Source organism: Variovorax sp. J22P240 (assembly GCF_030316855.1).
Taxonomy (GTDB): domain Bacteria; phylum Pseudomonadota; class Gammaproteobacteria; order Burkholderiales; family Burkholderiaceae_C; genus Variovorax.
In genome coordinates, this window is record NZ_JASZYR010000010.1 from 120464 (window position 1) to 144581 (window position 24118).

The window sequence follows — 24118 nt, forward strand, 5'->3', positions numbered from 1 at the left end:
GGGTCTGGGAAGGGCCTGACCCTCGGCATCGAGGCCGAGAACGCAGGCCGGCCCGACGATTCACCGTGGGCCGGGGTGCAGATGGATACGCTTCCAGAGCCAGGCGATCAGCGAATGCGCGGCAACGGCAGCCAAACCTCCGATCGCCATGCCGGCCGCGATGTCCAATGGATAGTGCACCCCAACGACCACTCGGGCGAGGCTCACGAGGCCGGCCAGGACCAGCAGAACGCATCCAACGGCCCTGCAATTCGCTGCCAGCAGGAACGAAAACGCCAGGGCTGCGTACACGGTGGCGTGACTGCTCGGGAAGGACGGGCCGAAACCGGATTCCAGATGCTGGTGACCGAGACCGAGCTCGACGGGCCTCGGACGATCCCAGACCTCCCCGATGAGGTTGCAGGCGATGCTGCCGAGCGCGATCGCCAGCAAGGCCGCAAACGTCGGCCTGAGCAGCTGCTGCCTCCAGCGATGAAGTGCCAGCCCTACGGGAAGCAGCAGCAAAAGCCAATGAGCATGGACCGCGAGGAAATGACCAGCGTCGACCACCCAGGCGTACGCGTCCTTGTCCGCGTTCAACAGCAGGAACAGTTTCTGGTCCGCTGCAATCATGGTGCCCAAACGCCTTAGTCGTAGACGATCGCGGCCTTGCCCGCATCGGCCTGGGCCATCCAGCTGGCCAGCGCCGCATCGGTCGGGAAGAACTTCGCGCGTTCGCCCAGTTGCAATTCGACCTGCGCGCCGCCGCGCGCGATCGAGAGACGCACACCCAGCCCCTGCTGCAACTCGCCGTGCTCGCTCTGCTCGGTGCGCGGCGGAAAGTCCTTCACCATCCGGGCGATGTCCGGCGCCTTGCCGTTGACCGCCACGCGCAGGAACTTGCCGAAGCGGCAGCGCGCCGTCGCCAGATCCCACACCTGCTGGACCTGGAAGCGCGCCTCGAAGCCTCCACGGCCGGGCTGCAGGCGTCCGCTCACGATCACCAGCTCGTCGTCCTTGAGCACGTTGCGGTTGGCGTTGAAGAGCGCCTCGTCGGCCGTCGCATCGATCGCGCCCGACTTGTCGTCGAGCTTGAAGATGGCGAGCCGGCCGCGCTGGCCGTTGATCACGCGAAAGTCGCTCACGATGCCGGCGATGACCTGCTGGTCGCGGGTGTCCATCAGGTCGTCGATCTCGCGCTTGCAGAAGCGCCGCACCTCGTGCGCGACTTCGTCGAAGAGGTGTCCGGACAGATAGAAACCGACCGCCGTCTTCTCGTAGGTCAGGCGCTCCTTCACGCCCCAGGGCGTAGCGTCGACCAGTTCGGGTTCCTGTGTGGCGGAGCCGTGCTCGCTGTCGCCGAAGATGTCGACCTGCGCGGCATTGGCTTCGGTCGCGACGGCGAATTCGTAGGCTCGATCGACTGAGGCGATCAGCGACGCGCGGTTCTGCTGGAGCGAATCGAAGGCGCCGGCCTTGATCAACGCTTCGACCGTGCGCTTGTTGATGCGCTGCCGGTCCACGCGCACGCAGAAGTCGAACAGACTCTTGAACGGACCGCCTGCTTCGCGCGCCCGGACGATCGCCTCGACGGCAAGCTGCCCGGTGCCCTTCACCGCGCCCAGCCCGTAGCGGATGACCTTGTCGTTGACCGGCTCGAAGCGATAGTTGCCGCGGTTCACGTCCGGCGGCTCGAAAGTCATGCCGAAGTTCTTCTGTGCATCCTCGAACAGCACCTTGAGCTTGTCGGTGTCGTCCATTTCCACGGTCATGTTCGCGCAGAAGAACTCGGCCGTGAAGTGCACCTTGAGCCAGCCCGTGTGATAGGCCAGCAGCGAGTAAGCGGCCGCGTGCGACTTGTTGAAGCCGTAGCCCGCGAACTTCTCCATCAAGTCGAAGATCTCGTCGGCCTTCTTCTGGTCGATGTCGTTCTTGGCGGCACCCTTGCGGAAGATCTCGCGGTGCTCGGCCATCTCCTCGGCCTTCTTCTTGCCCATCGCGCGACGCAGCAAGTCGGCGCCGCCGAGCGAGTAGCCGCCCAGGATCTGCGCGGTCTGCATCACCTGCTCCTGGTAGACCATGATTCCGTAGGTCTCGGAAAGCATGTCGGCCACCAGCGGGTGCGGATACTCCACCGTCTCGCGACCGTGCTTGCGCGCGACGAAGCTGGGGATCAGGTCCATCGGACCCGGACGGTACAGCGCGTTCAGCGCGATCAGGTCTTCCAGCCGCGTCGGACGCGCGTCCTTCAGCATGCCCTGCATGCCGCGCGATTCGAACTGGAACACGGCCTCGGTCTTGCCCTCGGAAAACAGCTTGTAGGTCGGCACGTCGTCGAGCCGGATGTTCTCGTAGGCGAAGTTCTCCTGCCCCTTGTGGCGCTGGACGATGAACTCCTTCGCGATCTCGAGGATCGTGAGCGTCGCCAGGCCCAGGAAGTCGAACTTCACCAGGCCGACGGCCTCGACGTCGTCCTTGTCGTACTGGCTCACGGCCGAGTCGCTGCCCGGCTGCTGGTAGAGCGGACAGAAGTCGGTGAGCTTGCCCGGCGCGATCAGCACGCCTCCGGCGTGCATGCCGATGTTGCGCGTCATGCCTTCGAGCTTCTGTGCGAGCTCGACCAGCATGCGGACTTCTTCCTCCTTCTCGATGCGGGCCGCGAGCTGCGGCTCCATCTCGATGGCGTAGTTGTTCTTGTCGTTCTCGGGCTTGGGCGACGGCGGATACTGGATCGTCACCGGCTGGCCGGGCTTGTTCGGAATCAGCTTGCTGATGCCGTCGCAGAACATGTAGCTCATGTCGAGCACCCGGCCCACGTCGCGGATGGCGGCGCGCGCGGCCATCGTTCCGAAGGTCGCGATCTGGCTCACGGCATCGCGGCCGTACTTGTCCTTGACGTAGTCGATCACCCGGTCCCGGTTGCCCTGGCAGAAGTCGATGTCGAAGTCGGGCATCGAGACGCGCTCGGGGTTCAGGAAACGTTCGAACAGCAGCTTGTATTCGAGCGGATCGAGGTCGGTGATCTTGAGCGCATACGCCACCAGCGAGCCCGCGCCCGAGCCCCGGCCCGGCCCCACGGGGCAGCCGTTTTTCTTGGCCCAGTTGATGAAGTCGCCCACGATCAGGAAGTAGCCCGGGAACCCCATCTTGAGGATGGTGTTGATCTCGAACTCCAGGCGCTCCACGTAGCGCGGGCGTTCGGCGTCGCGCCTGGCCACGTCGGGATACAAGTGCGCGAGACGCTCTTCCAGACCCTCGAAGGAAGCGACCCGGAAATACTCCGCGATCGGCATGTTGTTGGGCGTCGGGAAGTTCGGCAGCTGCGGCTTGCCGAGCACCAGCGTGAGGTTGCAGCGCTTGGCGATCTCGACCGTGTTGGCGATCGCGCTCGGCACGTCGGCGAACAGCCGGGTCATCTCGGCGGATGACTTGAAGTACTGCTCGCGCGTGAACTTACGGATGCGGCGCGGGTTGCCCAGAATTTCGCCTTCGGAGATGCAGACGCGAGCCTCGTGCGCCTCGTAGTCGTCGGCGGTGGCGAACTGCACCGGATGCGTCGCGACCACCGGCAGCCTGAGCCGCGCGGCCAACTGCACAGCTGCCACCACGTGGGGCTCGTCTTCAGGGCGCCCGGCGCGTTGCAGTTCGATGTAGAAGCGGTGCGGAAAAAGCCCCGCCAACTGAAGCGCGATCTCGGCAGCACGCTCGGCCTGGCCTTGCAGCAACGGCGCGCCGAGCGGCCCGGCCTGCGCGCCCGACAACGCGATCAGCCCGCCCTGGAGTTCTTCCAGCCACGCCAGCTTGCAGGCGGCCTGGGCCTGCCCACGGCCGACGTTCTGCGTCCAGGCGCGCGCGAGCAGTTCGGAAAGATGGAGATAGCCTTCCTTGTTCTGCACCAGCAGGACGATGCGCGTCAGCGCGCCCGGCTCGGCACTCAGCCCCTCGACGAAGACCTCGGCGCCCAGCACCGGCTTGACGCCTTTGCCGCGCGCTTCCTTGTAGAACTTGACGGCGCCGAAGAGATTGTTGAGGTCGGTGATCGCCAGCGAAGGCTGGCCGTCGGCCGCGGCAGCCTTGACGACTTCATCGATGCGGTTGGTGCCGTCGACGACGGAAAACTCGGTGTGCAGGCGCAGGTGAACGAACATCTGCTCATTGTAGAAAGCGCGACCTCCACGATGTGATCTCGCTCTCCCTAGCTTGCGCGCCCCACCTACAATCCCGCCCCGTGCAAGAGATTCTGAATATCGCGGCCTACAAGTTCGTCCCGATCGACGACGCCGCCGAACTGCGTGAAGCGCTTCGTGCGCAGACCCATGCGCTCGCGCTCAAGGGCACGATCCTGATTGCGCCGGAAGGCATCAACCTATTCCTGGCGGGCACGGTGGATTCCGTGCGCGCGTTTCTGGCGACGCTGCGTGCGGATGCGCGCTTCGACGATCTGGAAGCGAAGGAAAGCTGGTCTGCCTCGCAGCCCTTCCGCCGCATGCTCGTGAAACTCAAGCGCGAGATCATCCGCATGGATCATCCCGCCATCCAACCCGCCGCCGGGCGCGCGCCCGGCGTGGACGCGCCGACGCTCAAGCGCTGGCTCGACCAGGGGCACGATGATGCCGGCAAGCCGGTCGCGCTGCTCGACACTCGAAATGCCTTCGAGGTCGACTACGGCACTTTCGAAGGCGCCATCGACTGGCGCATCCACAAGTTCACCGAATTCCCCAAAGCTCTGCAGAAACACCGCGACGATCTCGCGGGCAAGACCGTGGTCAGCTTCTGCACCGGCGGCATCCGATGCGAGAAGGCCGCGATCCTGATGCGGGAAGTCGGCGTGGCTGATGTGCTGCAGCTCGAAGGCGGCATCCTCAAGTATTTCGAGGAAGTGGGCGGCTCGCACTACCAGGGCGAGTGCTTCGTCTTTGACGGCCGCGAATCGCTGTCGCCGGACCTGAGGGCGCGCGCGAGTGGCGTGAGCGCCCGGGCCGCCGAGGACCCGGACATCTCGATCAAGCGTTGAATTTCAGACCGGCGTCGTGCCGGAATCCGCGGGCGCCTGCACCTGGAAGGGATGGCCGGGCAGCGGGATGAATTCGGTCTCGCCGGGCACGTGGCCCATGCGTTGAGCGGACCAGTCGGCGCCGGCTTCGAGGATGCGATCGCGCCGGCTCGAAACGAAGTTCCAGGTGATGAAGCGCGGGCCGTCGAGTGGCTCGCCGCCGATCACGACGACGCGGACAGCCGCTTGCGCAGTCAGCACACCGCCCTCGCCGTCAGGCAGCATCGCCATGGTGTGTTGCGCAACCGGCTCGCCGTCGAGCGATGCCTCGCCGTCGACGGGATAGATCGCCAGTTCCGGCGCCAGCGCCGGCAATTCGAAACGAGCGCCTGCCGGCAAGGCCAGATCCAGATAGATCGTCTTCGAGAAGGTTGCCACGGGCGAGCGCACCCCAAAAGCCTCGCCCACGAGCACGCGGACCTGCACACCTTGCAGGTCGAGCGACGGGATGTCCGCCGCGGCCGTGTGCGCAAAGCTGGGTTCGACCTCCTCGTGCGCCTGCGGCAAGGCGGCCCAGAGCTGCAGACCGTGGTTGACGTAGGTCGCATCGAGCAAGCGCTCTGGCTTGCGCTCGGAGTGCACGATGCCGCGCCCGGCGGTCATCCAGTTGATCGCGCCGGGACGGATTTCCTGCACGCTGCCGAGGCTGTCGCGATGCATCATCGCGCCCTCGAAAAGATAGGTCACGGTCGCGAGGCCGATGTGCGGATGAGGCCGCACGTCATGCTCCGAGCCGGGCTGCTCGGTCGCCGGCCCGAAGTGGTCGAAGAACACGAAGGGCCCCACAGAACGCCGCTTCGCCGCCGGCAGCAGGCGCCGGACCTTGAAGCCCCCACCTAAGTCCTTGTCATGCGGTTGCAGCAGCAGTGGTGCGGTCATCGTGGTACTCCGTGGGACGATTCAGTGATTCGGGGTGCGTGATGTTGCCACCTCAGCTACACGCTCGCCGAACGCGCGCGCGGTGTCGAGGTCACCACGCGCCATCTCGGCCGGGCTCGCATCGGTAGGCGAGGTGGTCAGCAGGCCGTTGTAGCCGCCGACGTAGTTGATCGAATCGCGCTTCGCCGCCTTGTCGTTGCTCGGCATGATCCCGAGGCTGACCCAGAGGCCGCCGTGCTGCATGGCGAGGTGCCAGAGATAAGTGAGCGTCGCGTCCTTGTCACCGTTCATGGCGGCGCTGTTGCTGAAGCCGGCGAAGAGCTTGTCCTTCCAGCCCTGCTTGAACCAGACCTTGGACGATGCGTCCGCGAATTTCTTGAACTGCCAGCTCGCTCCGCCCATGTAGGTGGGCGAGCCGAAGATGATCGCGTCGGCGCCGGCGAGCATTTCCCAGCCGTGCGCCGGCAGATTGCCGTCGGCATCGATCGCCAGCAGATGCGCGCCGGCCCCTTCGGCCACCGCCTGGGCAACGCGCTGGGTGTGCCCGTAGCCCGAATGAAAAACGACAACGATGTCAGCCATCGATACTTCCTAGTCAATGAATCGCCGCATCCTACGGCGTCTCAAGCCAGAAACGCCACGGACCAGCTTGGCCGGTCCGCAGGCGTTGCCCCCTGAAAGGGGGTGGGCGGCCACACGAAGTGGGCAAGCCTGGGGGTTATCTCCGGTCCAGGCTGAACCGACCAGCGCCGAGAGCGGCAATCGCGAGCAGGCCACCGGCGATCGCAATGTTCTTGAAGAACATCAGCTGGTTGACGTACGCCTTGTCGGCAGGCATGGCCCAGTAGTTGTGGAAGAACACAGCCGTCGCAACCGTGAACACGGCCAGGATGATGGACACGATGCGCGTCTTGTAGCCGACGAGAAGCAACAGGCCGAGTCCGAGTTCGACGGCGATCGCGATGACCGCGCCGAGCGCCGGCAGCGGCAGGCCGACTGCGCCGATGTATCCGACGACGCCAGCGAACCCGCTGATCTTGCCGAAGCCGGCGGGCACGAAGAGCAACGCGATCAGTACGCGACCAATGAGTGCCAGCGTGTCTTGCGCAGCGCCTGCGGTTGCCGGAGCGGCGTAGTTTGCGGTGGTGGTGGACATGGGATTTACTCCTGGGTTGAAAAAATAGGTTGCGCGGCTTCAGGCCGCGAGGTCGAACACGAGCACTTCGGCATTCTTGCCGGCGCCGAGCGTCAGTTGCGATTCGCCTTCGAGCAAGGCCGCATCGCCGGTAGCGAGCTTCGTGCCATTGGCCTCGAGCTCGCCGCGCACCAGGTGCACGTAGCTCTTGCGCTTCGGGTCGAGCGTCAGGCTGGCCTTCTCGTCGCCATCGAGCAGCCCTGCGAAGAGGCGCGCGTCGGCATGCACGAGCACCGAGCCGTCCGCGCCGTCGGGCGATGCGACCAGCCGCAGCTTGCCGCGCTTCTCGGCTTCGGGGAACGTCTTCTGCTCATAGCCCGGAGCGATGCCGCGCACGTTCGGCTCGATCCAGATCTGCAGGAAGTGCGTGGTCTCGTCGGCCTTGTGGTTGAACTCGCTGTGCATCACGCCACGGCCCGCGCTCATGCGCTGCACGTCGCCCGGAGGAATGGATTCGACATTGCCCATGCTGTCCTTGTGAGCGAGCTCCCCGGACAGCACGTAGCTGATGATTTCCATGTCCTTGTGGCCGTGGGTGCCGAAGCCGGCGCCCGCGGCGACGCGATCTTCGTTGATCACGCGCAGATTGCCGAAACCCATGTGGGCCGGGTCGTAGTACCCCGCAAAGGAGAAGCTGTGGAAGGAGCGCAGCCAGCCGTGATCGGCATAACCGCGTTCCTGGGATTTGCGGACTTGCAACATCGTTGAACTCCTGCCCTCGCCTAGAGGGCTCTTCGAATGCCGCGCCCTGTGCGCAGCGGATGTATGGAACTTTAGGGCGGCAGACCTGGGGCAAAAGCAATGCCGTTTGATGGCATCATTCAATTTTTTTGATCAATCGGCCACCATGCCCACTGCTCGCGATGTCCTGACACCCGATGCGCTGTCGATGCTGCAGACCGTGGCGAGCACCGGCAGCTTTGCCGCCGCGGCCCGGGCGCTGAACGTGGTGCCGAGCGCATTGAGCTACCGAGTGCGGCTGATCGAGGACGCGCTGGACGTGCTGCTGTTCGACCGCAGCGGCCGGCAGGCACGCGTGACGGAGGCCGGCCAGGAACTGTTGCGCGAGGCCTCGCGGCTGCTGGGCGAAATCGATTCGGTGGCCAACCGCGTCAAGCGCGTGGCCACGGGCTGGGAGCCGATGCTCACGATCGCGGTCGACAGCGTCATCGCGCGCGACCCGCTGCTCGATCTCGTGAACTCCTTCTACGCGCTCGAGCCGCCGACACGCCTCAAGCTGCGCGACGAAACGCTGCTGGGCACCATCGAGGCGCTGACCTCCGGCGAGGCCGACCTCGCGGTCGGTGCGGTGCTCGACGCAGCCAGCCTGGCCTTCACCGCGACGGGCATCCGCAGCCGTCCGCTGGGGGAACTGGCCTTCGTCTACGCCGTCGCCCCGCACCATCCGCTGGCACGGATGGAGGAACCGCTGAGCGACGAAGTGCTGCGCCAGTACCGTGCCGTGGCCGCCGCCGATTCATCGCGCGCGGGCCCGAGCATGACCGTCAATCTGGTGGGCGGCCAGGATGTGCTGACCGTGCCGACCATGCAGGCCAAGCTGGCGGCGCAGCTTCACGGGTTGGGCGGCGGTTTCCTGCCGGAGCCGATGGCGCGCCCGTACATCGAAGCGGGTCACCTGGTCGAACGACGCACCGAGCGCGTTCCGCCCGTCGCCACCATGCATTGCGCGTGGCGCGTTCGCACAGCCGGCCAGCCAGGCCGGGGAATGCAATGGTGGCTGGAGCAGTTCGAACACGAAGGTACGCGTCGCGCCCTCCTGGAGCGCCACCGCGGAAGATGACCAGGCGGCGCCGGCCGATGAGGCCGCCAACCCGGTTAGAGTGCTTCGACTGCCACACCAACATGAGACTGCCATGACCATTCGACCTGTCGCCGACCGTCACCGATCCACCGCATCGCGCCATTTCGCCGTCATCGGCGCGGGCATCGCCGGTGTGGCATGCGCCCGCACGCTGCTTCAGGCGGGGCACCGCGTCACCGTGTTCGAGCGCGAAGTCGGCGCGGGCGGCCGCATGGCGAGCGAATCGACGCCCTTCGGCCGGTTCGACAGCGGCGCCCAGTACTTCACCGTCCGCGACCCCCGCTTTGCGCGCGCGCTCGAAACCGCGCCCAAGGTGTGCAAGCCCTGGAGCGCGAACCTCGTGCGCGTGCTCGACGCGCACGGCCGCGTCGCCGAAGCCGCCCTGCCCGCGCTCGAACCGCATTGGGTCGCGCAGCCCGGCATGGATGCGCTGGTCGCGAATTGGTCGGTGCCGCTGGGCGATTCGCTCGTCACGCAAACGCAAGTGACCCACATCGAACGCGACGCACTCGACGCCAAGCGCTGGCAGTTGCGCACCGCGGGCGTCGACGATTCGACGCATGTCTATTCAGGTTTCGACACGGTGCTGCTGGCAGTGCCGCCGTCCCGTACGCGCGCCCTGCTGGACAACGGCAAGCATTCGCAGGAGATCAGCCAGAAGATCGAAGCGGTGCGCATCGCTCCGTGCTGGACCTTGATGATCGCCTTCCCCCAGGCCAACCAGCCGACCATGTCGCACCTGGGCCCGCAGTGGAATGCCGCGCGCAGCACGCACCACCGCGTGGCATGGCTCGCCCGCGAATCGTCCAAGCCCGGCCGCGACCGCATCGAGCGCTGGACCCTGCAGGCCAGCGCAGCCTGGTCGCAGGAACATCTGCGCGACGATGCGCCGAGAGTCGAAGCCAAGCTCCTGCGCGCCTTCGCCGAGATCACCGGCATCCGCGCCGAACCTTCGCACGCACAGGCACGCTGCTGGGCGGAGGCACAGACGCAAATACCCGTCGGCAAGCCGCATCTGTGGGACGCCAAGGCACGCATCGGCGTCGCTGGCGACTGGTGCACGGGGCACCGGGTCGAGGATGCTTTCCTGTCGGGTCTCACCCTGGCGCTCAAGGTAGCTTGACGCCCCTCCCGCGGTGATGCTTCGGATCGGCCGGTTCGCACCCTCGCCCACCGGGCCGCTGCACGCCGGGTCATTGGTGGCCGCGCTCGCCAGTTGGCTGGATGTGCGAGCGACGGGTCCGCAGGCCCGTTGGCTGGTGCGGATCGAGGATGCCGATACCGAGCGCTGCCTGCCTGGCATGGGAGAGGAAATTCTCCGGCAGCTCGCCGCGTGCGGATTGACGCCTGACGATACGCCCGTCTGGCAGACCCGGCGCACCGGGCCCTACGAACGGGCGCTCGACAAGCTCAAGGCCGCGCAGTTGGCCTACCCCTGCGGCTGTTCGCGCAAGGACATCGACGAGGCGCTCGCGCGCAGCGGCATCGTGCATGCGCGCCACGGCGAGCGCATCTACCCGGGCACCTGCCGCGACGGACTGCACGGAAAGCCGGCGCGTGCATGGCGCTTTGCCGTCGCCAAGTTCGAGGCCGACAGGAAATCGACCGGCCTGCACTGGGCCGACCGCCGCCTCGGCAGCCAGGCGCAGAACGTGACGAACGAGGTCGGCGACTTCGTGCTCAAGCGCGCCGACGGCCCCTGGGCCTATCAACTCGCGGTCGTGGTCGATGACGCCGATCAGGGCGTGACCGACGTCGTGCGTGGCGAAGACCTGGCGGACAACACTGCGCGCCAGATCCTCCTTCAGCAAGCGCTTCGCGTACCCACGCCGAGCTACCTGCACACACCCCTGGTGCGGGGCGCCGATGGCGACAAGCTCTCCAAGCAGAACGGCGCAACACCGCTGACGACCGCCACATCGGCGGATGCGCTGGCCGCCCTGAACTCGGCGGCGCAGGTGCTGGGTTTGACCGCCGCGGGAACCTCATCGACCGCCGAAGCGCTCGCGACCTGGGTGCCTCAGTGGCGCGAACTCTACAATCCGCGGCCGTGATGACCAGCCCCACTACCGACCTCCCCCGCGATCCGCCGGACGACATGCCCGCCGGCGACAAACCCACTGGCGAGGCGCATCCGCTCCATCGCCGCCTGAAAAGCTTCGTCAAGCGCGGCGGCCGCACGACCGAGGGCCAGGCCCGGGCCTATGAGCAATTCGGGCCGCAGTTCCTGCTGCCCTACCGCGCCGCGCCGCTCCACTTCGAAGCGACCTTCGGCCGCAATGCGCCCACCATCCTGGAGATCGGTTTCGGCATGGGCGAGGCCACAGCGCACATCGCCGCACTGATGCCGGAAAAGAACTTCCTCTGCTGCGAAGTGCACGAGCCCGGCGTCGGCGCGCTGCTCAAGCGCATCGGCGAGCAGAACCTGCAAAACATCCGCATCTGCGCGCATGACGCCGTCGATGTGCTGGACCACATGCTGCAGCCTGCGACGCTGGCCGGCGTGCACGTGTTCTTTCCGGACCCGTGGCACAAGACGCGGCACAACAAGCGCCGGCTGATCCAGTCACCCTTCGTTCGCAAGCTGGCGGAACGACTGGCGCCCGGCGGCTACTTGCATTGCGCCACCGACTGGCAACCCTACGCCGAACAGATGCTCGAAGTGCTTTCGCAAGAGCCGCTGCTGCGCAACACGGCCGAGGCCTATGCGCCCAAGCCGGCTTATCGCCCGCTCACCAAGTTCGAGAACCGCGGTCTCAAACTCGGCCACGGCGTGTGGGACGTGGTGTTCGAACGCGTCTGAGCATCGAGCTCAGTTCGCCAGGATCGGATTGCGCTTTTCCGCTTCGAGCCGCTGCTGCCTGCGCACGGCCTCGCACTGTGCGTGCGGCTTGAAGGCCGGCTTCAGGCATTGAGCGGCCATGCACCGCGCTGCGGCGAAGAAGTTCAGGCCCGCGCAGGCTGCGCCGGGTTCGACGAATTCACGTGGCATGGGTCGGGCCGCTGCGACAGGCTTTGCGACCCTGTCCTTCTGAGCGGGCGGCGCGGGAGCATGCAGGGGCGGCGATGAGGCCGCCACCGGCTCGGCCTTGTACACCGCGCCGGGGCCCGAGAGCAGCCACCCCGCTGCGGAACCCACGGTCAGTGCAACGACCAGCCCCCCAATCGTGAACCACGCGCCCCGGTTCGGCTCATGAACCGGAGCCAACGCGGGTCCTGCCTTCGGCCGCCGGGACGACTCAGGCGGTGGTGAAAAGTCCGTCCGTGCAGATCCCAGCGCCGCAAGAGCCGTCGGCAACGGGTTCACGCACCCGATGCAGAACTTGGCGATACCGCGGTTCTCGGTGTCGCAAATCGGGCATCTCACCTTCATGTGGGCTGGCGGTCAGTGCGTGAGGATGGAAAGGTCTTCCGCTTCGTCGGCTGCAAGGCCTTGCGCCGCGACCAGGTTCTTCTGCGCCGCCATGATGAGCGCGGCACGGTAGGCAGAACGGCTCGCGATCTTGGTGTGGGTGATCAGCGCCTGCCACTCGCGCTCGAGATCCTGTCGCGACCGATCCTTGGGAGTGCCCATCAGAGCCTGGCTGACGTCGACCAGCGCGGCCGCGGAGCTGAGGCAGATGTTGATGGCGGACTGCGCGGCGCTGGTGCGCAGGCGCTGTTCTTGGCTCTGCGGATCACCGCCCAGGGCTTCGAGGGGAACGTTGGCGGTGGGCCCGAGATACGGGGCGCCTTGGAGTTCGCTGTCGGCGTGGGCGAGCACCTTTTCAATGGCGGCCAGCGCGTTTTCCAGCAATGCGATATCGAGTGACTTTTGCTTCATTTCATCCAGCCGGATGGATTCCGGTCCAGCGGGAATGGTGACAGTGGATGGCACTTTTTCACTGTGCAATAAGCCACAGTCGAAATACAAAAGTTTACAAATGCAAGGCCATTGCGGCCCAGCTCTGGTGCCACAAGCCCGACAGAGAACGACCGGCCGTGACTTACTGCCTTCATTTACGGCATCGAAGTTGCTACATTTTTTTGTCAATTACAACGAAAGGTGTCTGATGAACCTGTCACGCAGGGCCTGGCTCGGCAAGACCGGCGCCGCACTGTTCCTCGGTGGAGGGCTGTATGCGGGCCGGACGAGCCACGCCCAGACGACGACGCGCGCCACGGCCTCCGCCGCGCGCACCGTGGTCCTGGGCCAATCGGTCCCGTTGACCGGTGCGGCCAGCGAGATCGGCCTGGCGTTCGCCGCGGGTTGCCGGCTTTATGCGACCGAATTCAACGAAAGCGGCGCCGGCGGCGGCATCCAGCTGAAGCTGCTGCAGCTCGACGATGGATATGACGCCGCGCGCGCGGCCACGAACGCCCGCACCCTTCTCACCACCGACAAGGCGGACATGCTCTTCGGCTTTGTCGGAACCGCCAGCAGCGAAGCCGGCGCGGCCGCAGCAGCGCAGCAGGGCTCGGTGCTGTTCGCCCCCTTCGCGGCTGCGGACAACCTGCGTGCAGCGGGCCACCCTAACGTGTTCCACGTCCGGCCCAGCATGGCCGACGAGGCCTTCAAGATCGTCCGCCAGTGCGCCACCGTCGGACAGACGCGCATCGCCTTGATCGGCGACGACGACGCCATGGGTCGCGCCGGGCTCGCGGCAGTGCAGCAGGCGGCGGCTGATCTCAAGCTCGCGCCACTGGTCGCAACCGCGCTGGTGCCCGCGTCTGGCGACAAGGTGGATGCGGCGCTCGCCGAGGTGCAGAAGCAATCGCCGCAGGTCATCGTTCTGGTATCGCTCTCGGGCACCACGGCCAACGTGATCCGCAAGCTGCGCAAGCGCGGCTATGCCGGAGCCTTCATGGCGTTCTCGATCGTGGGCATCGATCCGCTCTACACGGCACTCGGCAAGGACATCGGCGGCATCGTGATCTCGCAGGTGGTGCCCTCGCCGCGCTCCTCGGCGATCCCGATCGTCAAGGAATACCTCGCCGCCGTCGACAACTCCGACCAGACGCCGTCGTATGAAGGCCTCGAAGGCTTCATCGCCACCAAGGCGGCGGGCGAAGCGGTGCGCCGGGCGGGCCGCGGGTTCACGCCGGCCGCGATTCAGCGCGTCATGGCAGGCATGACGGACTACGACGTGGGCGGCTTCCGCATCAACCTGCGGCCGGGCCTGCGCGATCCCGGGCGGACCATCGACCTCATCAGCATCACCAAGGACGGACGCGTGCTTCGCTGAGGCCCTACCCGGCGCTGCCCAACTGTTGCAGCGCATCGAGGGAGAGCAACTCGATCCGCCCATAGCCCAGCGCGATCACGCCTTCGTGCGCCAGGGCGTTGAGTTCCTTCGACAAGGTCTGCCGCGTCACGCCGAGCATCATCGCCAGCGCCTCCTGAGGCAGCGCCACGCTGCGGCGCGGGTCGGGCGATTGCGTCGCATCGCCCCGCGCCAGCGCGAGCAGCCGACGCGCGACGCGGGCGCGCAAGCCGCGCAGCGTGGCGTCCTCCATCAGTCCGTAGAGGCCGCGCACGCGCGCCGCCAGCAAGGCGGCGATCGCGCGTGCAAAGGCTGCTCCCTCCATCTGGTGCGCGAAGGCCTCGAAGGGAACGGCCAGCAGGTCCAGCGCGGACAGCGCCGTCGCATCGTGGGTGCGCGGCGAGCCGTCGATCAGGCTGATCTCGCCGAACCAGTTGCCGGGCTCCAGCACGGCGAGGATGGCTTCGCGGCCGTCCTGCCGCAATGTCGAAATCTTGATCGTCCCCGCGGCCAGACGGAAAAAGGCCGCGCCCGCCACGTGCACCGGATCGCCCTGCCTGAACACCATCGCACCGCGCCGCAGGTGGATCAGTTCGGCCGCGCCGAGAAGACCTTCCCGCTGGGCGCGGGGCATGGAGGCGAACCACGGATTGGTCTCCACGGCGACGCGGTGCGCGGCGGACAGGCGAGGTCTGGGCATGGAGGGCAATTCCGGGGGTTAACGAGAGCGCTCCATTGTCAAATTCTTGACAGTTGAGCGTCAACCGCAGGTCTACAGTGGGCCGCACACCAAGGAGAACACCACGATGAATGCAAGAGCGAAATTCGTCCGCATGCAGGACAGCACCCGTGAAGACTGGCAACTGATCGGCGGCGAGTTCATGCAGTTCGCGACCGGCCTGCCCGAGCGCGTGATCAAGCACCTGCAGATCCTCGAAGGCGACTACGGCGGCTTTCCGATCGACCGCTACACGCATTCGCTGCAGACCGCCACGCGCGCACTGCGCGACGGCCGCGACGAGGAGTACGTGGTGTGCGCGCTGCTGCACGACATCGGCGACACACTCGGCACCTTCAACCATCCCGACATCGCCGCCGCGATCCTCAAGCCCTTCGTGGCCGAGGAGAACCACTGGATGGTGCAGCACCACGGCATCTTCCAGGGGCACTACTTCTTCCATCACATCGGCCTCGACCGTGACCTGCGCGAGAACTTCCGCAGCCACCCGAGCTTCGAGCGCACCGCTGAGTTCTGCGAGCTCTATGACAACCCGGCCTTCGATGCGAACGCCGAGACCTTGCCGATCAGCGAATTCGAGCCGATGCTGCGGCGTGTGATGGCACAACCCCGCCAGAGCATCTACAAGTCCGCGCTGAAATCCGAAACGGCCGCGGCCTGACAAGCACCTCATCCATCCCAGGAGACCCTCGATGAACGCCACCTCCCAAAGTGAAGTCCAGAAACTCGTCAGCGCCGAAGAATGGCAGTTGCGCGTCGACCTCGCGGCCTGCTACCGACTGGTTGCGCTGTACGGCTGGAGCGACCTCGTCTTCACGCACATCAGCGCGCGCGTGCCGGGACCGGAGCATCATTTCCTGATCAATCCTTACGGCCTCATGTTCGACGAGATCACCGCGTCGAGCCTGATCAAGGTCGACAAGGACTGCAACAAGGTGATCGATTCGCCCTACCCCGTGAACCCGGCGGGCTTCGTGATCCACAGCGCGATCCATGCCGCGCGTGAAGACATTCAGTGCGTGCTGCACACCCACACGCGCGCCGGCATCGCGGTGAGCGCGCAAACGAACGGCGTGCTGCCGATCAGCCAGCAATCGACCTTCGTGCTGGCGTCGCTCGCCTATCACGACTACGAGGGCGTGGCCTTCCGCGACGACGAGAAGCCGCGTCTGCAGGCCGACATGGGCAACGCCAACTACCTCATGCTGCGCAACCACGGTCTGCTCACCGTGGGCAAGACCATCGCCGACGCCTTCCTGAGCATGTACACCTTCGAGAACACCTGCCAGATCCAGATCGCCGCGCAAGCCGGCGGCGGTGAGCTGACGCAGGTCGACCCGCGCATCGTCGAAGGCGTGGGCCATGCGATGAAGGTGCAGACGGGTGGACTGGGCGGCGTCTTCGTCTGGCCTTCGCTCATTCGCAAGCTCGACCGCGTCGACCCCAGCTACAAGAACTGAATCTTCAGATATCCAGGGCGGAGGCGTCGGGCGAATCCTCGTCGCGCGCTTCTTCTGCTGCCCTGCAGTACTCGCGCAGCTTGAGCAGCGCGCGATACATCGCATCCCGCTCGTCGGGTGTCATCACACGGATTGCCGCGGCTTGGCGCCGGCGGGCGATCGGGATCGCCTCTGCGTGCAGCGCCTTTCCTGCCGCTGTCACCGCGCAGTAGACCTTCTTGCGCGGGGTGTTGCCTTCAGCCTGCAACTCGACCAGCCCCCGGGCTTCGAGCAGTTTGAGCGTGCGGCTGACCAGTGCCTTGTCCGAAGTGGACTGCTTCACCAGATCGCTGAACGCCAGGCGCTCCGAGTGCGCCACGAGCGACAGCACGCGCCATTCCGATACGGACAAGCCGAACTGATCCGCGTACGGCAGCGTGATCGTGCGCCGGAGCGCGTTGCCCACCTGGCTCATCATGGTCGTGATGAAGGCATCGACCGTCAGCGTCGTGCCTGCCTCGTCGAGCTCGGTCCAGGGCGTGGCCGCCTCGACCGTGGGGGAAGAAGTGATGCGTTTGTCTGTCATTGCCCCGCATTGTTTCATGCGAACGCGCGAGGCCATTTCAATCACGTAGATCACTATTTTTTAACACGTCAATTGGTATTTGCAGCAAGTTGATGCATCAACAATGACTTCACAATGACGTATTCGTTAGTAAACCGTTGTTTTACTAATGAATCGCCAAAGTTCATTCAGTTGCCAGCCGCCATGCATCGCTCCCGCGTCCCGCATGGCCCTTCCAGGAGCCAGTGATGTTTTCGACCCGTCGCCAAGTCCTTCTTGCGGCCACGATGGCGGCATGCGCCATGTCCGCCGGACATGCCATCGCCGAGCCGGACTACCCGTCCAAGACCGTCAGCATGATCGTCTCGTATCCGCCGGGAGGCGACACGGACGCCATCGCGCGCCTCTTCGCCGACAAGCTCTCGCAGCGGCTGAAGCAGACGGTGATCGTCGACAACAAGCCCGGGGCCGGCGGCGCCCTGGGCAACAACTTCGTGAGCCGCGCGCCTGCCGACGGATACACGCTGCTGTTCACGCCCAATCCCTTCACCACGGCCCCGCTGGTGATGAAGTTGTCGCCCAGTGCCAGCTACGACGTGCTGCACGGCTTCGAGCCGATCATCAACACGGCCACCCAGCCGCTGGTGCTGGTCGCCAATCCGGGTCTCGGTGTCAAGACGCTGCCGGAGTTGATCGCCGCCGCCAAGTCCGGCAAGTCCGTGACCTACGCCAGCCCCGGCGCCGGCTCGCCGATGCACATCGTCGGCGAATGGCTCAACCGCGCGGCCGGCGTGAAGATCACGCATGTCCCCTATCGCGGCGTGGGCCCGTCGGTGACCGATGTGGTTGCCGGCCACGTCGACACGGCCTGGGTCACCTTCGGCGCCGTTCGCCAGTACCTGCAGAACGGCCGCCTCATCCCGCTGGCGATCGGTGATGCCCAGCGCTCCAAGCTGGCGCCGAACGTCCCGACCCTGGTCGAGCTGGGCTACAAGGACGTGGTGGTGGGTGCCTGGAACGGGTTCTTCGCGCCCAAGGGAACACCCGCGCCTGTCGTCAAATTGTTGAACGAGAACCTCAACGAGATCCTGAAGTCGCCCGAAGTAACGGAGAAGCTGGCGGTCTTTGGCGCCCTGCCCGCAGGCGGCGCGCCGGATGTGCTCAGCAAGATCAACGCCAGCGACTACACAGTCATGGGCAAGGTCATCAAGGATCTCGGGATCACCGTGGAATAGGGCTCGCCCCCAGGCTTGCGCACTTCGTGTCGCCGCCTACCCCCTGCCGGGGGCAACACCGGCGGATCGGCTGAGCCGGATCCGCGGTGTTTCATGAACGGGCTTCGCTTCGCTTGCCATTGGCGGACGGAAGCGGCCGGCTTCTTGGTAATCAACGATGAGACATTCTTCGAATCCTCCGACCTCCAGCGCGTCGACGCTGGGGGCCGATATCCCCCAGGTCACGGCACGGGCCAAGGTGCTGGGGCGTGCGATGTATGCGGGCGACATCAAGGTCGCGGGCATGTTGCATGGCAAGGTGCTGCGGAGTCCCTATCCACATGCGCGCATCGTGTCGATCGACACCTCCGAAGCGCTGGCTCTGCCGGGGGTGAAGGCGGTGCTGACGGGCGCGGAGGCGCCGCGCGCGATGTGGGGGGTGCATCACAAGGAGCGGCGCATTCTTGCCGAGGGCGTGGTGCGCTTCGCAGGCGAGGAAGTGGCTGCGGTGGCGGCCACGACCGAAGAGATCGCGCGGGACGCGCTGGACCTGATCCGCGTCGAGTACGAGGAACTGCCGGCGATCCTCACGCCCGAGGAGGCGATGGACGAGGAGGCGCCGGGCGTGCATCCGGAGCGCAACAACGTCGCGCACGAGATCCGCTTCGAGCGCGGTGACGTCGACAGCGGCTTCGCCTCGGCCCACGTGGTGCACGAGGCCACCTACTACGCGCACGCACAGTACCCAGGCTACCTGGAGCCGATGGGCACGGTGGCGAGCATCGATCCCGACGGGCGCCTCGTGGTCTGGACCTCGACCCAATCGGTCACGCAGGCGCGGCTGCGACTGGCGGCGGCACTGGAGCGTCCGATCTCCAGCATCCGGGTGATCCAGGCGACGACCGGCGGCGGCTTCGGCGGGAAGCTGGTGGAAGATGCCAACAACCTCATCGCCGGTCTGCTGGCGGTGAAGACGGGCAAGCCGGTGCGGCTGATCAACAACCGCCTGGAAGATTTCCTCGCGGCCAGCTCCAGCGTGCCCGAGCGCATCACGCTCAGGCTGGGCATGGACCGCGACGGACTGATCGTTGCGAAGGACGTTCGCATCATTGCCGAATGCGGCGCCTACAGCGGGCTCTCGGCCGAGGTGATGCACGTCACCGCCATGCGCAGCGACAACATGCACCGCAACCCCAACGTCCGTTCGCACGCCACGCTGGTCTACACCAACAACCCGCCGCACGGCGCCTTTCGCGGCTTCGGCGGCACGCAGATGCAGTTCGCGCTCAACAGCCACATCCACACGATGGGCGAGATGCTCGGGCTGGACCCGGCGCTCATTCACAAGCGCAACGCGATCCGCGTCGGCGAAGTCTCGATCCACGGATGGAAGATCGGCAGCACCGGCCTGGTGGAGTGCATCGACCAGGCCATCGACGCCATCGGCTGGGAGGCCAAGCGCGCCTCGCCGAAGACCCCCGGCGTCAAGCGGCGCGGCGTCGGCATGGCCGCAGCGATGCACGTCAGCGGCAACCGCACCATCGGCAACTGGGACGGCTCCACGGTGATCGTGAAGATCAACGAGGACGGCCGCGTGTTCATCATGAGCGGCGAATGCGACATGGGCCAGGGCGCGATGACCATGTTGAGCCAGGTGGTGGCGCACGAACTGGATCTGCCGCTGGCCCACATGCACGTCGTGCCACCCGACACCGACACATCGCCCATCGCCATCGGCTCGCTCGCGTCGCGCGTGACCATCGCCGCCGGCAATGCGGCCATCGTCGCCGCACGCATGGCACGCGACAAGCTCTTCGCGCTCGCATCGAAGCAATGGAACGTGCCGGCCGAGCAACTGAAGATCGGCGGCGGCGCCGTGTTCGTCGCCGACGCGCCCGAACGCCGCGCCACCATCGCCGAACTCGCCAAGCTGCACATCTGGACCCACGGCGGCGAGGGCATCCAGGTCAGCGGCACCTGGGACGCCCAGACTGTCATGCACGACGACAAGGTGTACGGCAACATCGCGCCGGCCTATTCCTTCGCCGCGCAAGCCGTCGAAGTCGAAGTCGACACCGAGACCGGCCAGATCACCGTGCTCGACAGCTATGTGGCCGACGACTGCGGCAAGGCGCTGAATCCGATCGCGATCCACGGCCAGACCAACGGCGCCACGGTGCAGGCTTTCGGCTGGACGCTCTATGAACAGATGCAGGTGGAAGGCGGCCGGCTGATGAACGGCAACTTCGCCGACTACACGATGGCGACGGCCGACGCCGTGCCTCTGCTGCGCGGCGGCTTCGTCGAATCGAACGACCCCAACGGCCCCTATGGCGCCAAGGGTGCGAGCGAAACGGCCATCCTCCCCGGCGCACCCGCGATTGCCAACGCGGTGTACGACGCCATCGGCGTGCGCATCACCGAGTTGCCGATCACGCCCGAAAAGATCCTCGCCGCACTGCGCGAGCGCAAGGAAGAGGAGACACGCCATGCGTGATTTCGACTATCTCGAACCCACCACCATCGACGAGGCCAGCCGGATGCTGGCGGACCTGGGTGATGAATGCCGCGCGATTGCCGGCGGCACGGCCTTGATGCTCGGCATGCGCCAGCGCATGCTGACGCCGACGCACCTCGTGTCCCTCGCGCATCTGCAGCCGCTGCGCGGCATCGACTTCGACGAGCGCCGTGGCCTGCGCATCGGTGCGCTTTCGCGCCATGCCGACGTGGCGAACTCGCCCATCGTGCGCGCGCACTACCCCGTGCTCGCCAGCATGGCTTCGCGCGTGGCGAACCCGCAGGTGCGCAACCAGGGCACGATCGGCGGCAACCTCTGCTACGCCGATCCGTCCACCGATCCGCCCGGTTGCCTGATGGCGCTCGACGCCCAGGTCGTGCTGGGCAGCAGCCGCGGCGAACGCGTGTTGAGCATCGAAGAGTTTCTCGTCGACTACTACGTCACGGCGCTGGAGCCCGACGAGATGGTGATCGAGATCCGCGTGCCTCCGCTTCAAGCTGGCACGTCGGGCGTGTACTCGCGCTTCCTGCGCACGGCCGCCGAGCATCGGCCATTGGCGAGCGTTGCGTTGATCGCGCGTCGCGAGGGCGCGCTCTGCCGCGAGGCAAGGATCGCCGTTGGCGCATCGACACCCATCCCGACGCGGCTACGGCGTGCCGAAGCCTTCCTCGAAGGCCGCACCGTCACTGCCGATATCGCGGCCGAAGTGGCCGACATCGTCGCCGCCGACATCGAACCGGTGTCGGATACGCGCGGCTCGGCGGATTTCCGCCGCGACATGGCGCGCATCGTCGCGCGCCGCACTGTGGCCGAACTGTTCGGCCTCGACATCAATGAAGGGACCCGGCAATGACCCAGCACCGTATCGAATGTTCAGTCAACGGCGAAGCACAAAGCGTGGACGTGCCGGCGCGCCGCCTGCTCTCGGATTTCCTGCGTGATGACCTGCACCTCACAGGCACCAAGCGCGGCTGCGAAACCGGCATCTGCGGCGCCTGCTCGGTGCTGGTCGATGGCGAGGTCGTCAAGTCCTGCCTGATGCTGGCCGTGCAGGTGCAAGGCCGCGAGATCACCACCGTCGAAGGCCTCGGCCAAGGCGACGAACTCCACCCGCTGCAGGAGAGCTTCATGCAGTGCGGCGGCCTTCAGTGCGGCTACTGCACGCCCGGCTTTCTCATGACTTCTTGCGCCATGCTCAAGAACAACCCCGACCCGACGGTCGATGAAGTGCGCCACGGTCTCAACGGCAACCTCTGCCGCTGCACCGGCTACACCCAGATCGTCGAATCCATCCTGACCGCCTCGGAGAAGATGCGTGGAAATTGAAAAGACATTGACAGTCGCGGCGCCGCCGCAGCGCGTGTGGGCCATGCTGCTCGATCCGCAAGTGATGGGCGGCTGCGTGCCCGGCATGCAGTCCATCGAGGTCGTGAGCGACGTCGAGTACGTGGCGCTCATGCACGTGAAGATCGCCTTCGTGAGCGCCAAGTTCAAGTTGCGCACCACGCTCGTAGAGCAACGCGAACCGAGCTACCTGCGGGCCGAGGGCACGGGCGAGGATGCCTCCGTGGCCAGTTCGCTGAAGCAGCAGAGCGAGATCTTCCTGACGCCCACCGCGGAAGGCGGCACCGAGTTGCGCATCAAGGTCAAGGTCGACGTGCTCGGCCGCCTGGGCACCTTCGGCCTGAGCGTGATGAAGACCAAGGCCGACCGGATGTGGGAAGAGTTCGGCACCAACCTCGCCGCACGAATCGATGGCGGGGTGGAACCCTCCCCCACCAAGGCACTGGCTGCTGCACCGGCGCCAATGGCATCCCGGCCCGCGGCCGCGCCCGCCAAGCCTGCCATCGCTGGGCCGCTGCCGGAGGCAGGCACCGCTTACGCGCCGATTCTTTCGGACAGTGGAAAACGCATGCCCGCAGCGGGCACGCCCGTCGCGCCCTCGCCATCCATCCAGGTCAGCGAGCCGGAGACCGAACCGGGCTGGTGGTCACGCCTGCTCGGCGCCAGGACCGGCCGTCCCGCGACCGTCTCGGCCTCGGGACGGTTCATCCGCATCGAAGTGCGCCAACTCGACAAGACCGTCAGCATCGATTGGCCCCTCGAAGGCGCCGATCAATGCAAGGGCTGGCTGCGGGATCTGATCAAGTGATGCGCGGCGGGTGTCAGGCCGGCGTTGCGCTGATGCCTGCCACCTGCAGCTTGCGCTCGCGGAGCCAGAGCAGGAAACCGCAGGCAAACACCACCATCTGGGTGCCGATGAGCAAAGCGAATCCTGAGAAGAAGCCCGAGGCCGCACCGCCGGAAGCGCCATGGCCGCCCGACATCAAGCTGATCACGCCACCCATCAAGGCCGGCATGAAGCCGGCGACCAGGCTCCCGGTGCCGTTGACGACGCCGAAGGCGCTGGCGACGTGCTCCGGACGCGAGCAGTACTGAACCGTGCTCGGAATCGCAGGGCTCTGCAGGCCCCAGCAAAAGTTCGCCGCGATCAGCGCGTAGGCGGCCAGATAGCGGTCGGCCGTGCAGATCGCCAGCAGCACCGACAGCGCCACGCCAGCGCTGGCCACCATGAAGATGAAAGGCACGCGCTGCCGCTCGATCTTGTCGATGATCACGCCGCCCAGCAGCACGGCCACGACGGTCGCGTACTGCGGCAAGGACGCCAGCCAGCCCATTTCCTTGAGCGAGAAGCCGCGAGCTTCCTTGAGATAGGTTGGCAACCAGTTGCTGCTGCCCCAGAGATAGGCGAGCGTCGCCGAGGTCAGCACCGTGATCAGCACCAGGTAGCGCGTTTGCAGCGCGCCCTTGACGATGTCCCCCACGTGCGTCATCGCATCGCCGATGGACTTCGGCTTCTTCATGCCGGAGTACGAGGTCGGCATCTTCACGAAGGCCACCACCAGCGGAATGCCGAGCGCAACGTTGATCAGACCCAGCACGTAGAACGATGTCTCCCAATGGAAGTGGACGAGCATGTAGCCGATGAGCGGATAGCCGAGCGCCAGGCCCAGGCCCGTCCCCATGTTGACGAAGGAGTTGGGCTTGCCGTTCTCATGGCTCTCGAAGTGCGCCTTGATGTAGGAAGAAGCCAGCGAGAACAACGGACCTTCGGACACGCCGAGCAGCACACGGGACGCGAGCAGCATCCCGTAGCCCTCGAACCACGGTGTGATGAAGGTCACGACGCCCCACAGGATGAGGCCGAGGATCAAGCTCCTTCGCACCCCGAACAGCGCAGCGCAGAACGGCGTCAGCACGAATGCCGACACGCCATAGCCAACCATGAACGCAGTCGCGAGGAGCCCCTGGCTCACGCGATCCTCCCGGGTGATTCCGATGTGCTCGAGAAACGCCGGATCGGTGATCAGGACAGCGATGTTGATGCGGTCGACATAGGAGATGGCGACGATCACGAACAAGGTGATCACGCCATACCAACGGAATGCTCTGGCTTGCATTGCTTCTATCC

General features: G+C 66.0%; 24 protein-coding genes. 13 read left to right on the plus strand and 11 right to left on the minus strand.

Features of this window, described 5'->3' with window-relative positions; all coding sequences use genetic code 11:
* Nucleotides 1-60 precede the first annotated feature (60 nt).
* Both QTI24_RS21980 and dnaE read right to left on the minus strand, forming a co-directional pair.
* Nucleotides 61-579 (minus strand): phosphatase PAP2 family protein, encoded by a 519-nt coding sequence (locus QTI24_RS21980; protein WP_286603385.1) that lies wholly within the window; start codon nt 577-579, stop codon nt 61-63.
* A gap of 47 nt (nt 580-626) precedes the next feature.
* The gene (gene dnaE / locus QTI24_RS21985; RefSeq protein WP_286603386.1) at nt 627-4127 is read right to left on the minus strand and encodes a DNA polymerase III subunit alpha; all 3501 of its coding nucleotides are present in this window, start codon (nt 4125-4127) and stop codon (nt 627-629) included.
* 80 nt (nt 4128-4207) lie between these two features.
* On the opposite strand from dnaE, the gene QTI24_RS21990 reads away from it, so the two are divergent.
* Nucleotides 4208-4993, plus strand: a complete 786-nt coding sequence (locus QTI24_RS21990; RefSeq protein ID WP_286603387.1) for a sulfurtransferase — start codon at nt 4208-4210, stop codon at nt 4991-4993.
* Between the two features lie 3 nt (nt 4994-4996).
* Here the strand turns inward: QTI24_RS21990 and QTI24_RS21995 are convergent, their stop codons facing one another.
* The 4 genes from QTI24_RS21995 to QTI24_RS22010 form a co-directional block, all read right to left on the minus strand.
* Nucleotides 4997-5911 carry a pirin family protein gene (locus QTI24_RS21995; RefSeq protein ID WP_286603388.1) on the minus strand — a complete coding sequence of 305 codons (915 nt, stop codon included), beginning with the start codon at nt 5909-5911 and terminating at the stop codon, nt 4997-4999.
* Between the two features lie 21 nt (nt 5912-5932).
* Complete coding sequence (locus tag QTI24_RS22000) at nt 5933-6493, minus strand: flavodoxin family protein (RefSeq protein ID WP_286603389.1); 561 nt, start codon at nt 6491-6493, stop codon at nt 5933-5935.
* A 136-nt stretch (nt 6494-6629) separates the two neighbouring features.
* Nucleotides 6630-7067 carry a DoxX family protein gene (locus QTI24_RS22005; RefSeq protein ID WP_286603390.1) on the minus strand — a complete coding sequence of 146 codons (438 nt, stop codon included), beginning with the start codon at nt 7065-7067 and terminating at the stop codon, nt 6630-6632.
* Nucleotides 7068-7106: 39 nt separating this feature from the next.
* Nucleotides 7107-7808 (minus strand): pirin family protein, encoded by a 702-nt coding sequence (locus QTI24_RS22010; RefSeq protein ID WP_286603392.1) that lies wholly within the window; start codon nt 7806-7808, stop codon nt 7107-7109.
* A 145-nt stretch (nt 7809-7953) separates the two neighbouring features.
* Between QTI24_RS22010 and QTI24_RS22015 the strand changes: the two genes are divergently transcribed.
* From QTI24_RS22015 to trmB, 4 genes are all read left to right on the plus strand, one after another.
* Nucleotides 7954-8907: a LysR family transcriptional regulator gene (locus QTI24_RS22015; protein WP_286603394.1), complete on the plus strand. Its 954-nt coding sequence runs from the start codon at nt 7954-7956 to the stop codon at nt 8905-8907.
* A 73-nt stretch (nt 8908-8980) separates the two neighbouring features.
* Nucleotides 8981-10051 (plus strand): NAD(P)/FAD-dependent oxidoreductase, encoded by a 1071-nt coding sequence (locus tag QTI24_RS22020; RefSeq protein ID WP_286603395.1) that lies wholly within the window; start codon nt 8981-8983, stop codon nt 10049-10051.
* Between the two features lie 16 nt (nt 10052-10067).
* Nucleotides 10068-10982 carry a tRNA glutamyl-Q(34) synthetase GluQRS gene (gluQRS, locus tag QTI24_RS22025; protein ID WP_286603493.1) on the plus strand — a complete coding sequence of 305 codons (915 nt, stop codon included), beginning with the start codon at nt 10068-10070 and terminating at the stop codon, nt 10980-10982.
* The gene (gene trmB, locus QTI24_RS22030) at nt 10982-11731 is read left to right on the plus strand and encodes a tRNA (guanosine(46)-N7)-methyltransferase TrmB (protein ID WP_286603397.1); all 750 of its coding nucleotides are present in this window, start codon (nt 10982-10984) and stop codon (nt 11729-11731) included. The genes gluQRS and trmB overlap by 1 nt, the downstream gene beginning before the upstream one ends.
* Before the next feature lie 9 nt (nt 11732-11740).
* Here the strand turns inward: trmB and QTI24_RS22035 are convergent, their stop codons facing one another.
* Both QTI24_RS22035 and QTI24_RS22040 read right to left on the minus strand, forming a co-directional pair.
* Complete coding sequence (locus tag QTI24_RS22035; protein ID WP_286603399.1) at nt 11741-12136, minus strand: hypothetical protein; 396 nt, start codon at nt 12134-12136, stop codon at nt 11741-11743.
* A 177-nt stretch (nt 12137-12313) separates the two neighbouring features.
* Complete coding sequence (locus QTI24_RS22040; RefSeq protein WP_286603400.1) at nt 12314-12751, minus strand: hypothetical protein; 438 nt, start codon at nt 12749-12751, stop codon at nt 12314-12316.
* A gap of 229 nt (nt 12752-12980) precedes the next feature.
* Here QTI24_RS22040 and QTI24_RS22045 point away from each other — a divergent pair, with 229 nt between their 5' ends.
* The gene (locus tag QTI24_RS22045; RefSeq protein ID WP_286603401.1) at nt 12981-14153 is read left to right on the plus strand and encodes an ABC transporter substrate-binding protein; all 1173 of its coding nucleotides are present in this window, start codon (nt 12981-12983) and stop codon (nt 14151-14153) included.
* 4 nt (nt 14154-14157) lie between these two features.
* Here QTI24_RS22045 and QTI24_RS22050 read toward each other — a convergent pair whose 3' ends face one another.
* Entirely contained in the window at nt 14158-14871 is a 714-nt protein-coding gene (locus tag QTI24_RS22050) for a Crp/Fnr family transcriptional regulator (protein WP_503011300.1), read from the minus strand.
* Nucleotides 14872-14977: 106 nt separating this feature from the next.
* Between QTI24_RS22050 and QTI24_RS22055 the strand changes: the two genes are divergently transcribed.
* On the plus strand, nt 14978-15571 hold the full coding sequence (locus tag QTI24_RS22055) for an HD domain-containing protein (protein ID WP_286603404.1): 594 nt from the start codon (nt 14978-14980) through the stop codon (nt 15569-15571).
* Between the two features lie 31 nt (nt 15572-15602).
* Nucleotides 15603-16370, plus strand: a complete 768-nt coding sequence (locus QTI24_RS22060) for a class II aldolase/adducin family protein (protein WP_286603406.1) — start codon at nt 15603-15605, stop codon at nt 16368-16370.
* Between the two features lie 4 nt (nt 16371-16374).
* Here QTI24_RS22060 and QTI24_RS22065 read toward each other — a convergent pair whose 3' ends face one another.
* Entirely contained in the window at nt 16375-16935 is a 561-nt protein-coding gene (locus QTI24_RS22065; RefSeq protein WP_286603407.1) for a MarR family winged helix-turn-helix transcriptional regulator, read from the minus strand.
* A 227-nt stretch (nt 16936-17162) separates the two neighbouring features.
* Here QTI24_RS22065 and QTI24_RS22070 point away from each other — a divergent pair, with 227 nt between their 5' ends.
* From QTI24_RS22070 to QTI24_RS22090, 5 genes are all read left to right on the plus strand, one after another.
* Complete coding sequence (locus tag QTI24_RS22070) at nt 17163-18149, plus strand: Bug family tripartite tricarboxylate transporter substrate binding protein (protein ID WP_503011301.1); 987 nt, start codon at nt 17163-17165, stop codon at nt 18147-18149.
* 157 nt (nt 18150-18306) lie between these two features.
* Nucleotides 18307-20625 carry a xanthine dehydrogenase family protein molybdopterin-binding subunit gene (locus QTI24_RS22075; RefSeq protein ID WP_286603409.1) on the plus strand — a complete coding sequence of 773 codons (2319 nt, stop codon included), beginning with the start codon at nt 18307-18309 and terminating at the stop codon, nt 20623-20625.
* Nucleotides 20618-21499 (plus strand): FAD binding domain-containing protein, encoded by an 882-nt coding sequence (locus tag QTI24_RS22080; protein WP_286603412.1) that lies wholly within the window; start codon nt 20618-20620, stop codon nt 21497-21499. The genes QTI24_RS22075 and QTI24_RS22080 overlap by 8 nt, the downstream gene beginning before the upstream one ends.
* A complete protein-coding gene (locus tag QTI24_RS22085; protein ID WP_286603414.1) occupies nt 21496-21972 on the plus strand; it encodes a (2Fe-2S)-binding protein in 477 nt (158 codons plus the stop codon). The genes QTI24_RS22080 and QTI24_RS22085 overlap by 4 nt, the downstream gene beginning before the upstream one ends.
* Nucleotides 21962-22798: an SRPBCC family protein gene (locus tag QTI24_RS22090; protein WP_286603417.1), complete on the plus strand. Its 837-nt coding sequence runs from the start codon at nt 21962-21964 to the stop codon at nt 22796-22798. The genes QTI24_RS22085 and QTI24_RS22090 overlap by 11 nt, the downstream gene beginning before the upstream one ends.
* A gap of 13 nt (nt 22799-22811) precedes the next feature.
* On the opposite strand, the gene QTI24_RS22095 is transcribed toward QTI24_RS22090, so the two are convergent.
* Nucleotides 22812-24107: an MFS transporter gene (locus tag QTI24_RS22095; protein WP_286603419.1), complete on the minus strand. Its 1296-nt coding sequence runs from the start codon at nt 24105-24107 to the stop codon at nt 22812-22814.
* Between the last annotated feature and the right edge of the window lie 11 nt (nt 24108-24118).